This is a genomic window from Acinetobacter sp. CY81 (assembly GCF_059515925.1).
Window position 1 is genome coordinate 285,585 of record NZ_JCAKNC010000002.1, and the last position, 12,059, is coordinate 297,643.

A 12,059-nucleotide genomic window follows, 5' to 3' on the forward strand; every position below is an offset into this window, starting at 1 on the left:
ATGTAATCGGTCGTGATAGCGGAAGTACAACTTTCGAAATCGGTAAAGGTAAACATGCTGATATCGAATTACAAATCAAAACTGGTTCATTAAAAGCAATCTTTGACCAAGTTAAACTTGTATTGTCTAAGTACAATCCAACAAATGGCGTTTGGGAAAAAGTTGCTTCTAACAGTGATTCAGGTTTATTCGACTTCCTTGGCTTCTTCGGTGAAAAAGCGACTGTGAAAGTAAATGACCTTGAAGCTGGTAAGTATCGTATTGATATGGAAAGCTGGAGTGCAATCACTAAGTTTGGTTATGTTGAAACTGACGTTGTTATCCGTGAAGTAAGTTCAGACTTTAAAGTTGAAGTATCTGATGTTCATAATGCGGAAGGTAACATCTTACTGAACGATACACTTGATGGTGGTACTAAGTTAACTGAAGTTGATGGCGTAGCTGTTAATGATGCTGGTGTTACGATTAATGGTGATCACGGAACATTGATCATTAAGGCAGATGGTTCTTATACATATAAACCAAATGCTGATTTGAAAAATATCGGTCAAACTGACGTGTTTGAATACACATTAACTGACGCGAATGGTAAGACAACAACTGCTGACTTAATTGTTCAAATTGGTACGAATTCTGGTATCGATTTAACATGGGATCCAACAGATCCTGCTAAACCAGCTACAACTAACTTATCTGTTTCTGATGATGTTAATTCGGCTCAAACAACTGTTAAGAAAGCGGCTGATACAGTTCAATCTCTAGTATGCGGTTCTGCTTGTTCTGCGGCTTATTATAGTGGTAAGAAAGTTGATGGCGTAAGCAAACTTGCGATTCAATCATTGGCTGAAGGTAGCACAGCGAAAATTGCAATTAAATCTACGCTTGCGTGCTCACAGACGATTACTGGTGACAAGTTCAGCTACCAAGTTCAGTACAAAGACAGTGCTGGTAACTGGGTAAATGCTTCTGGTACTGGTGCATCTGGTTCAGTGATTGGTAATGGCTACAAATATGCAGGAACTGCATTGTTTAATACGTCGTACCAAGCAGATAGCGCGTTGTCTAAACAATGGCAAGTGGTGTTCACAACTTCAGAAGCTAACTATAGCCATTGGGGTTCGAACTCAACGATGATCAATACTTATGTTCAAGCGACAGTTTCAAGTGACAAACTTGTAACTGAAGGCGTGAATAAAGCAGTTGGTAACGTAATTACTGATGACACTGGCTTCGGTGCAGATAAATTGGCAAGTAAAGATGACCAATTGTTTGTTAAGAATCCAAATACAGGTAATTTCGAACTTGCTACAGGTGATGTAATCTCTGTTGCTGCTGGTAAGCTTGTGTTGAACCAAGACGGTAGCTACGTATTTACTCCAGCTGCGAATGCAACAGCTGCAGATGTTGAGTTTGAGTACAAGTTAGTTGCTCCAAATGGTGTTGAGAAATCAGCAACATTGACAATCGACTTAGGTAAAGCGTTTGTTTCTTCAGCTGCGAATGACACTGTAGCGTTAGGTGAAGGTGCAGATAAGATTATCTTCAATGTACTGAATGCATCTGATAAGACAGGTGGTAATGGTCACGATACATGGACTGACTTCAAAGCTGAAAACAATGACAAGATCGATATCTCTAAATTGTTGCAAGGCGATGTGAATTCAGAAAATATCGACCAGTACGTTTCTGTGAACAAAGTTGGTAACGACACTGTAATCAGCATTGATCGTGATGGTTCTGGCACTAACTATGCTAAAGCTGACTTGATTACGTTGAAAAATACAGACACTACACTTCAAGATCTATTGAACAACAACAACGTGTTGTATTAATAATCAGATAGTGTGAATTAGAAAAGAGGATCTTCGGATCCTCTTTTTTTTGTCTTTTTAAAAGTGTTGAAAGGAGTAGGGGGTTATAGAAAGGGTTTCGATTTATGATTCTTGAATAGAGAATAGAGAATAGAGAATAGAGAATAGAGAATAGAGAATAGAGAATAGAGAATAGAGAATAGAGAATAGAGAATAGAGAATAGAGAATAGAGAATAGAGAATAGAGAATAGAGAATAGAGAAGTTAAAATTTTAGATTCACGAGACCGTAAGCGATCTCGTGAACAGTCCTATTATTTGACAGTACTTAAAAACTCTAAATACGCTTTCACAAGTGGTTGCTCTTGTTCAAGTAAAGGCATATGTCCCACACCTTTTAAGATAATCGGTTCTTTGGCATTCTTTAAAAGATCTTTCAATTCAGATGCCGCTTCTACATTAATAATCTGATCTTTATCTCCCCAAATGATCAGCGTTGGTTGATCAATAGATCGTGCAGCGATAGCAAAGGTATCTGGTGTAAATGACTTAGACATCAAGATCAATTGTTCAATCAATTTTGATGTATTTGCAGCATTAGAAATCATCAATTTTTCTTGTTCTACTTTTAGCTCATTGGGAATAAAAGGCGGAAGCTGTGCTGCAATTTTGAAGAGACGATCAAAGTCACCGGGTTTAGCCACCACAAAATTACGAAGTAAATTGGGATCTTTTAAATAAGGGGTATTGGCAGATTTAAATACACCTGCTGAATTGACCAAGAACAATGATTTTGCATCAATTGGATATTGAGCCGCATAGAGTAGGGATATAGCACCACCCATCGAATGACCTGCAATATGTAGATCTTTCTCAACTTGAATCGCTTCAGCAAATCGGCGTAATTTTTCAGTCAAATTAGGAATTGAATAATCGAAATCATTTGGCGCTTTGCTGTCTCCTTGGCCTGGTAAATCTGGAATGATCACTTGATAGTGTGGCGTTAGGTATCGTGCAACCCGATTCCAGTTGTCACGGCTACCTGCAAGCCCATGAATCAACATGATGACAGGTTTACCTTTAGTTCCACCTTCGCTATATGCCCATTCAATATCACCAACCTTGACGCGTTTGGTCTGCATACCAGCCCAAGCTCTTTCTTGTTGTAAGACACTTTGGATATTAATTGTGGGTGCAGCTGTGGCCGTGCTAGGCAAGCTCAATATAGAGATTGAAGCTAATGCAATCGATGACGAAAGCAGAATATGTTTAAAAGTCCGTTTCATTTCTTGTACTCGTTTTAGTTGCTATTGTTGGATGATGTTGTTGGATAATATGCTTAAATTTTTATTCTGATTTTTAGAGTAAAATAGCCCTTAGAAAAATACATTTGCCTAATACCCTTTGAATGACATATTTAGGTCAATTTATGTGCGCTAAATCTAAAAAATCCAATTCTATAATAGATGATTACACGAATCAGACTTTTCAAAATAGTGTGTCATTGAACAGGACTGCACAAACAGATATTTCTAAAAAAAGTAATCTGCAAAGGGAAGCTTCGCAGACGGTAACTGATGAATTAGCCTTGCTAATTTTGGCCGTTGTTGTGACTATTCCATTTGGTAAAGTAGCCAGTTATGGACAAGTCGCTGCATTGGCAGGATTACCAAAACATGCACGATTGGTCGGGCGGGTATTGAGCCGAATGGATGACTCAAGTGAAGTACCTTGGCATCGGGTGATTAATGCTCAAGGGCGAATTAGCCTAAGTCGATTGGACGATCTCGGTTTTAATGAACAGCAGGCTAGGTTATTGAGTGAAGGTGTTGTGATTAAAAATGGCAAAATTAACTTTAAAGATTTTGGATGGTATATTTAATTTGAGTTTTGATCATAATTATTTAGAGATATTTAAAAGAAAACACCTCACTCGCTGACGAATGAGGTGTCTTTACTTGTAGCGTATGAAATTATTGTTTTACAACAAAAACAGGCACTTTAGATTCAGTGATGAGACTTTGCGCTACGCTACCCATCAATAATTTTTTAAGTCCACTACGACCATGAGAGCTGAGTACAATAAGATCAACATTGAGTTCATCCACAGCTTTGATAATGGTACGTGGAATGCTTTCACCTTCTAAAAGTTTAGTTTCAGCAGTGATACCTTGCGCTTCAAATTGTGCTTTTGCTGCTGCAATGTTCGATAAAATGAATTCACGTGCACGTTCAATCATGGCATTGGTTTGTCCCGCAGATAAATATTCTGCTGCGATATAGGGATCGAGTGTCATTACTTCTACGATGGTCACTTTGCTGTTAAATGCTTTAGCTAGTTCAGCCGCATGTTTTATAACGCTTAGCGCGAGTTCTGAACCGTCTACTGGTACAAGTATGTTTTGGTAAGCCATGTCAATCTCCTTATCACCGTTATGAAATTCATTTCAAGCGAAATGAAAAATGTTCTTTCAACTTGATCATATACTGTATTAATCGAGAATAAAACCTAGTAATTACATAGGGATATTTTTTATAAAGTTGTTCATTTTATTCAAGTTATGCGAAAAGATTCATTTTATTTTTCACAATTTCATACATAATAAATGGTCGAATTGAATATAAAAACTGAAATGGAAAATAAACAACTCACTTTGCACAAAGATGATTTTGAAATATTAGAGTATTAATCTAATTTAGACATTAAATAGAGAAGTATTAATTTAATAAAGTTGAATGGCTTATAGAATTGATTATTGATTAAATTAATCTGAATCAATGAATACAAGCTCAAAAAAGTCGTAGCAAATATACTATTATGGTTCCCATTCTGATTGAATGGGATTTTTGTGATTATAATTTTTTTCTATTTTTTAATTGCATTCAACTCAAGCATCAGTTGAACACCATATGATGTTAATGTCCAATAAATATTTTTATCAGATGGTGGATGCCTTTTTTTACTCAATTCGATAAGTCTAAGCGCCCTAAATTGCACCATAATTATATTTTTTTCATTCTTATAAAGTCGAAAATCTTTTACATCAGATAAATTATGCATTTCTAGAAATTTCTCTAAATCTTGTTGTCCAAATGCTCTAATAATATCTGTTAAATCCTCAAAAATTTGTTTTTCATTACATTCATCCATGAGCATAGGTGATAGGTATTGATAGATATTATTCCATTTAAGTTCTAATGGGATTTCATGTAAGTCATATATGCCACTATTATCACGTGCAGTAAAACATAATTTAATTTGAAATAGGTCATCACCTTGAGAAAGATTATCTAATCCTTCTGGCTTAGATTTTAGTTGTTCAATTTCATTTTCGAGTTGAATAATTATATTTCTTAATTTAAGAATTTCTTGTGTAACGCTTTCTGTGGGTACTAAATCAGCACGTACCCATCCAATTGCGGGATAGGTTTTAATTGTTTTACTCAAGCTAAGTGCCACAATTCCAGATATTTCGTTTATATTTTCCCAAAATTTTACTAGTCGCCCTGTACATACTTTACTTCTAAAGCTCTCAAGTTTTGCTTGTAATGTAGGATCTTTTTCACATTTAATTTGTGGTAGATTATCTGGTTGTCCGTGAACTAATGCTATAACTTTCATTCCTTTGGCCACAGCATAGTCATATTCCATTTCAGTGTAGCCAACTCCTTCAGGGCTTAAAGAGCCATATCGACCGCCTATAAGAAGTAAATAATAATCACAATCATCAATGACTTTTTTTATAAAATCCCATTGTTCTTCATCTACAGCTGGAAATAATTCCATTCCAGCTGGAATACAATCCATTTCCATCAGAGTTTGAATAATATATTTTCTTTCTTCTTCTAAGTCTCTAAAGGTTGAACTAACAAATACCTGATAACGTTTATCCATAATTATTTAAAATTGAGCTAATAAGTTTTTGAATTTACATCTTAATTTGAATTTAAGATTGATACTAGAATTTTTCATTTAAAGTTAGAACCAAGTAATATTTCCAAATCATCCGTCTGCAACTGCTCACGCATTTTTAAAAACTGCTTTTCATCTAAGTCATAGAGCTTAAGGGAAAGCAGTTTTTCTATGTATTCTTCAGAAAAACGATATTTAATGACTTTTGCAGGAACACCACCGACCACAGCATAAGGTGGAACATCTTTTGTCACAACTGCACCTGTTGCAACCACAGCACCTTCACCCAGTGTGACACCTTGCATAATCATCGCACGAGAACCGATCCAACAACCATCGCCAATGATTGTATCTCCAGCAGGCACAAAACTACGCGTATCAAATGGAAATGCTGAAATCCAATCGGTACGGTGTAATTGATTACCTCCCATCATAATCACGCATTCAGCCCCAAAACAGACAAAATTGCCGATATGAAGCTGATCAATAGGCTTCTCAGGTGTAGATGGCTTGTCATGTAAGTAACGAACTACACAACGTTCAAATCCCTGATCCCAATAGGCTGAATAGTAAGAGTAATTCCCTTTAATGTGAATGTTCGGATTTTTTACCGTTTTCGAAATAAATTCGAATTCACACCAATGATTGACAGGGGAGTTGATGAGCTTTTCAGACATAACAAGAAAAAGATGAGGGATTAAATAGATTATAACGTAATTGAATGGTGCTTATACTTATCAAAATGCTGATATGGATAGATGAATAGAAAGGGGGATAAAGAATAAAAATCAGTTTTACCTGAACAGATTCCAAAAAAACTTAAAAATATGAGCCACTGAATTTGGAAACAAGAACCCGCACAATCCAGACAAAAACATGGTTATCAAAATAATATGAACAGAACTTGTTTGGCTGTCGATATAAAAACTCCATGTGATTGCGAGCGCGATACCTAGCCCTAATCCTCCAATGGAATAATAAAATGCCTGTATTAAACGATCATCCATTGTTTCATTCGTCTGTGTTGTTATTGATTTCACTTTGATTTTAATCAATGTCGTACACATTAAAAACCCCTCATAAGAGGGGTTTAAATCTGAACATTTCAATTTATATAATTAAAGATATTCAACTTTCACAATTTCGTATTCTACTTCACCTTGAGGTGTTGTGATTTTCGCTTCATCGCCTTCGCTTTTGCCCAAAAGACCACGAGCAATCGGAGAGTTCACAGAGATCTTATTGATCTTAAAGTCAGCTTCATCATCGCCAACGATCATATACGTCTTTTGTTCTTCAGTGTCCAAGTTTTCAATCGTCACTGTCACACCGAAAACCACACGACCATTTTGTTCAAGATCTTTCACATCGATTAACTGAGCTGCACCCAATTTACCTTCGATATCTTGAATACGGCCTTCACAGAAACCCTGTTGCTCACGCGCAGCATGGTATTCCGCATTTTCTTTCAAATCCCCATGTTCACGCGCTTCAGCAATTGCTGCAGTAATACGTGGACGATCAATTGTTTTCAATTGATGTAATTCTTTTTCCAAAGCATCTTTGCCTTGGGGAGTCATAGGATAACGTTGCATTGTTGTCCCTCAATTAATGTATTTAGTCAAAATACTGAGTCTATAAATGAAAAAAAGCCCGCCACCGATAAGGTGACGGGTCTTATCGGATTGGGTATTAACCTACGCTTAAATCTTGCAAGCGATAAACATCCATTGGTAATTTAATTGCTAAAGCTTGGCATACTGCATCAGCACCATTCAATGTCGTTGTGTAATACACTTTGCCTTGAAGGGCAGAACGACGAATCGAGAATGAATCTTGCTGAGCTTGTTTACCTTCAGTTGTATTGATAATGAGGTGAATTTCGCCATTTTTCAAGCGGTCCACGATGTTTGGACGACCTTCAGTGACTTTATTTACACGTTCACATTCAATACCGGCTGCATTGATGACATCAAAAGTACCACCAGTTGCGATAACTTTAAAGCCATATTCAACAAGTTGTTTCGCAATACCAACAACACGAGGTTTATCAGAGTCACGAACTGAGATAAATGCGTGTTTCACTTCACCTTCAGTTGGTAGACCTGGTAAACGATCGTTCGCACCTAAAACAGCTTTGTAGAATGCTTCACCGAAAGTTTTACCTACGCCCATTACTTCACCTGTAGATTTCATCTCAGGCCCAAGAACAGGGTCAACACCCGGGAACTTGTTGAATGGGAATACCGCTTCTTTCACAGAGAAGTGTGATGGGATGATTTCTTTCGTAAAGCCTTGAGATACTAAAGATTGACCCGCCATACAACGTGCAGCGACTTTCGCTAAAGATTCACCAATACATTTAGACACGAACGGTACAGTACGTGATGCACGTGGGTTCACTTCTAAGATGTAAACGTCATTGCCTTTAACAGCAAACTGTACGTTCATCAAACCAATTACACCAAGCTCTTTTGCCATCGCAACAGTTTGACGACGCATTTCGTCCTGTACTCCATCAGACAATGAGTACGGAGGAATTGAACATGCTGAGTCACCTGAGTGAATACCCGCTTGTTCGATGTGCTGCATGATACCGCCGATCACAACGTCTTTACCGTCAGATACGCAGTCTACGTCAACTTCGATCGCATCATCTAAGAAACGGTCAAGAAGAACAGGCGCTTCGTTAGATGCTTGAACCGCATCACGTAAGTAGCGTTTTAATTCTTCATCGTTGTATACGATTTCCATCGCACGACCGCCCAATACATAAGATGGACGAACAACCAATGGATAGCCAACTTTCGCAGCTTCAGCCATACCTTCTTCAGCAGATTTAACAATGCTGTTGTTTGGTTGGCGAAGTTGTAAACGTTGAATCATTTGTTGGAAACGTTCACGATCTTCTGCACGGTCAATTGCGTCAGGAGATGTACCGATGATTGGCGCACCAGCTTCTTCTAAAGCACGAGCCAATTTCAAAGGTGTTTGACCACCGTACTGAACGATAATGCCTTTAGGCTTCTCGATACGTACAATTTCTAATACATCTTCAAGTGTAATTGGTTCGAAGTACAAACGATCAGATGTGTCATAGTCTGTAGAAACCGTTTCAGGGTTACAGTTCACCATGATCGTTTCATAGCCGTCTTCACGCATTGCAAGGGCAGCGTGCACACAGCAGTAATCGAACTCGATCCCTTGACCAATACGGTTAGGACCACCGCCGATCACCATGATCTTGTCTTTAGTCGATGGGTTCGCTTCACATTCGTCATCGTAAGTTGAGTACATGTAAGCTGTATCAGATTCGAACTCAGCTGCACATGTATCTACACGTTTGTAAACAGGGGTTACGCCCAAGTTCCAACGGTGTTTACGGAATTGTTTTTGTGAAATGCCCATCAAGTCTGCAATACGAAGATCTGATAAACCTTTACGTTTAAATGCACGAATGTTGTCTGCATTTAAATCACCAAAACCTAAAGTTTTGATTTGGTTTTCAGTTTTGATGATGTCTTCGATTTGGATCAAGAACCATTTGTCGATGTTCGTTGCAGCAAATACTTCGTCAAGTGTAAAGCCGTGACGGAATGCATCGCCAATAAACCAAATGCGATCTGGACCTGGAACTTTAAGCTCAACCAAGATCTTTTCACGCGCACCTTCAGCACCCACTTCGATTTTTGGATCAAAACCAGAAGCGCCCACTTCTAAACCACGAAGTGCTTTAGACATAGACTCTTGGAAGTTACGACCAATTGCCATCACTTCACCCACAGATTTCATCTGTGTTGTTAAAGTAGCGTCAGCTTGTGGGAATTTCTCGAAGTTAAAACGAGGAATCTTCGTTACAACGTAGTCGATTGCAGGTTCGAAAGATGCTGGAGTCGTACCGCCAGTGATGTCGTTTTTCAATTCATCAAGGGTATAACCAACAGCGAGTTTCGCAGCAATTTTAGCAATTGGGAAGCCAGTTGCTTTAGATGCTAGAGCAGATGAGCGTGATACACGAGGGTTCATCTCGATCACAACCATACGACCAGTTTTCGGGCAAATACCGAACTGAACGTTAGAACCACCTGTTTCTACGCCAATTTCACGAAGTACAGCTAAAGAAGCATTACGTAGAAGTTGGAATTCTTTGTCTGTCAATGTTTGCGCAGGAGCAACAGTGATTGAGTCACCTGTGTGAACACCCATTGGGTCGAAGTTTTCAATGGTACATACGATGATACAGTTGTCGTTTTTGTCACGAACAACTTCCATTTCGTATTCTTTCCAACCAATTAAAGATTCATCAATCAATAATTGTTTAGTTGGAGAAAGATCGAAACCACGTTCACAGATTTCAATGAATTCTTCTTTGTTATACGCAATTCCGCCACCTGAACCACCCATCGTGAATGATGGACGAATGATTACAGGGAAGCCAAAACGTGCTTGAATCGCTAAAGCTTCTTCCATTGACTCAGCAATGTCAGCTTTCGGGCATTCAAGACCGATTTTACGCATAGCGATGTCGAATAATTTACGATCTTCAGCTTTTTCAATTGCTTCTTTCGTCGCACCAATCAATTCAACATTATATTTTTCTAAAATACCGTTTGCATCAAGTGCAAGTGCACAGTTCAATGCAGTTTGACCACCCATTGTAGGAAGAACCGCATCTGGGCGTTCTTTCTCAATGATTGCTGCAACAGTCTGCCACGTAATCGGTTCGATATACGTTGCATCTGCCATAGTCGGGTCAGTCATAATGGTCGCTGGGTTAGAGTTGACCAAAATAACGCGGTAGCCTTCTTCACGAAGTGCTTTACAAGCTTGAGCACCTGAGTAATCGAACTCACATGCTTGACCGATGACAATCGGACCTGCACCAATAATTAAGATGCTTTTAATATCTGTACGTTTAGCCATGATCGCTTCCTTAATTACTTCTTAGATGCTTCGATAAGTTCGATGAAATGATCGAACAACGGTGCGCAGTCATGTGGACCAGGGCTTGCTTCTGGGTGACCTTGGAAACTGAACGCAGGTTTGTCTGTACGATGAATCCCTTGCAGGGTTTGATCGAACAATGACTTATGCGTTGCTTTCAAGTTTGCAGGTAAAGTATCTGCATCCACTGCGAAACCGTGGTTTTGAGAAGTAATCATCACTGTGCCAGTTTCAATGTTCTGTACAGGATGGTTGGCACCGTGGTGGCCGTGAGGCATTTTCACAGTTTTAGCGCCACTTGCTAAAGCAAGAATTTGATGACCCAAGCAAATACCAAAAACAGGTACGTTGCGAGCATCTTCTACAATTGTTTTTACAGCTTCAATTGCGTAGTCACATGCCGCTGGATCGCCAGGACCGTTCGACAAGAACACACCATCTGGATTCAACGCAAGAACATCAGCCGCAGGAGTTTGTGCAGGCACAACAGTCAGTTTACAACCGCGATCTGCGAGCATACGTAAGATGTTGGTTTTGACACCGTAATCGTATGCAACAACATGGAATTTAGCTTCCGGTTGAGAAAAACCTTGACCAAGTGTCCAAGAACCTTCAGTCCACTCGAAACCTTCAGGGTCACAGCACTCTTTTGCAAGATCTAGACCATTTAAACCACCGAACGCACGTGCTTTTTCTAAAGCTTCTTCAGCCGTGATATTTTCGCCAGCAAGGATACAACCATTCTGCGCGCCTTTATCACGTAAAATACGTGTCAATTTACGTGTGTCGATATCAGCAATCGCTACAACATTATGTTGTTCTAAGTATTCACCTAATGATTGTGTAGCGCGGAAGTTGCTGTGCAATAAAGGAAGGTCACGGATAATTAATCCATTCGCCCATACTTTATGAATGCGGCCAGACTCAGCGTCTTCGTCATTACAACCTGTATTACCAATATGTGGATAAGTTAATGTCACAAGTTGTTGTGCATAACTCGGGTCAGTCAAAATTTCTTGATAGCCAGTCATGGCAGTGTTGAAAACGACTTCACCAGTCGTACTACCCGATGCGCCAATAGAAGTACCTTTAAAGATAGTTCCGTCGGCAAGGGCTAAAATTGCTGGGGTGCTCAAACCAAAGCTCCTGAAATTTAGGCTGTAAAAAAGCGAGAAGACGAAAAAAAAGGAAGGCTATTTTTTTAACCAACCCTCCTATGTCTGCTCGCTTGAACTTAACACGGCATTATACGGAGTAAGACTGCTAAAGTCCATTCTAATTGCAGCTATTTAGCTATATATATCGCTTGTAATTTAAGTGAAAGTCTGCTTTTTGTACAAATGTGAAAAATGCTAAAACTTAAGAATTGTTTAATAATTCAAAAGTTAAGTT

General features: G+C 38.8%; 9 protein-coding genes and 1 pseudogene. 3 read left to right on the top strand and 7 right to left on the bottom strand.

Annotated features, from left to right (window positions below; genetic code table 11):
• Window positions 1-44: 44 nt before the first annotated feature.
• Window positions 45-1,463, top strand: a pseudogene (locus tag AC5YDM_RS03625) (BapA/Bap/LapF family large adhesin); the annotation flags it as partial.
• Entirely contained in the window at window positions 1,458-1,832 is a 375-nt protein-coding gene (locus AC5YDM_RS03630; protein WP_496150914.1) for a type I secretion C-terminal target domain-containing protein, read from the top strand. The pseudogene AC5YDM_RS03625 and the gene AC5YDM_RS03630, both read left to right, overlap by 6 nt.
• A 292-nt stretch (window positions 1,833-2,124) precedes the next feature.
• On the opposite strand, the gene AC5YDM_RS03635 is transcribed toward AC5YDM_RS03630, so the two are convergent.
• On the bottom strand, window positions 2,125-3,096 hold the full coding sequence (locus AC5YDM_RS03635) for an alpha/beta fold hydrolase (protein WP_496150764.1): 972 nt from the start codon (window positions 3,094-3,096) through the stop codon (window positions 2,125-2,127).
• Between the two features lie 260 nt (window positions 3,097-3,356).
• Here AC5YDM_RS03635 and AC5YDM_RS03640 point away from each other — a divergent pair, with 260 nt between their 5' ends.
• Window positions 3,357-3,692 (top strand): MGMT family protein, encoded by a 336-nt coding sequence (locus AC5YDM_RS03640; RefSeq protein ID WP_496150915.1) that lies wholly within the window; start codon window positions 3,357-3,359, stop codon window positions 3,690-3,692.
• Window positions 3,693-3,783: 91 nt separating this feature from the next.
• On the opposite strand, the gene AC5YDM_RS03645 is transcribed toward AC5YDM_RS03640, so the two are convergent.
• The 6 genes from AC5YDM_RS03645 to carA all read right to left on the bottom strand — a co-directional run bounded on the left by AC5YDM_RS03645 (window position 3,784) and on the right by carA (window position 11,803).
• On the bottom strand, window positions 3,784-4,224 hold the full coding sequence (locus AC5YDM_RS03645) for a universal stress protein (RefSeq protein ID WP_496150765.1): 441 nt from the start codon (window positions 4,222-4,224) through the stop codon (window positions 3,784-3,786).
• 452 nt (window positions 4,225-4,676) lie between these two features.
• Complete coding sequence (locus AC5YDM_RS03650; protein ID WP_496150766.1) at window positions 4,677-5,705, bottom strand: DUF4062 domain-containing protein; 1,029 nt, start codon at window positions 5,703-5,705, stop codon at window positions 4,677-4,679.
• Between the two features lie 74 nt (window positions 5,706-5,779).
• Window positions 5,780-6,400, bottom strand: coding sequence for a CatB-related O-acetyltransferase (locus tag AC5YDM_RS03655; RefSeq protein WP_496150767.1), 621 nt, complete (start codon window positions 6,398-6,400; stop codon window positions 5,780-5,782).
• 441 nt (window positions 6,401-6,841) lie between these two features.
• On the bottom strand, window positions 6,842-7,318 hold the full coding sequence (gene greA / locus AC5YDM_RS03660; RefSeq protein ID WP_496150768.1) for a transcription elongation factor GreA: 477 nt from the start codon (window positions 7,316-7,318) through the stop codon (window positions 6,842-6,844).
• A gap of 97 nt (window positions 7,319-7,415) precedes the next feature.
• A complete protein-coding gene (gene carB / locus AC5YDM_RS03665; RefSeq protein WP_496150769.1) occupies window positions 7,416-10,646 on the bottom strand; it encodes a carbamoyl-phosphate synthase large subunit in 3,231 nt (1,076 codons plus the stop codon).
• A gap of 14 nt (window positions 10,647-10,660) precedes the next feature.
• A complete protein-coding gene (gene carA / locus AC5YDM_RS03670) occupies window positions 10,661-11,803 on the bottom strand; it encodes a glutamine-hydrolyzing carbamoyl-phosphate synthase small subunit (protein ID WP_496150770.1) in 1,143 nt (380 codons plus the stop codon).
• Window positions 11,804-12,059: the final 256 nt, after the last annotated feature.

Excerpts from the sequence above, each read along its gene's own strand:
- AC5YDM_RS03635 (WP_496150764.1), bottom strand. The coding sequence starts at position 3,096 with ATGAAACGGACTTTTAAACATATTCTGCTTTCGTCATCGATTGCATTA.
- AC5YDM_RS03645 (WP_496150765.1), bottom strand. The coding sequence starts at position 4,224 with ATGGCTTACCAAAACATACTTGTACCAGTAGACGGTTCAGAACTCGCG.
- AC5YDM_RS03650 (WP_496150766.1), bottom strand. The coding sequence starts at position 5,705 with ATGGATAAACGTTATCAGGTATTTGTTAGTTCAACCTTTAGAGACTTA.
- AC5YDM_RS03655 (WP_496150767.1), bottom strand. The coding sequence starts at position 6,400 with ATGTCTGAAAAGCTCATCAACTCCCCTGTCAATCATTGGTGTGAATTC.
- greA (WP_496150768.1), bottom strand. The coding sequence starts at position 7,318 with ATGCAACGTTATCCTATGACTCCCCAAGGCAAAGATGCTTTGGAAAAA.
- carB (WP_496150769.1), bottom strand. The coding sequence starts at position 10,646 with ATGGCTAAACGTACAGATATTAAAAGCATCTTAATTATTGGTGCAGGT.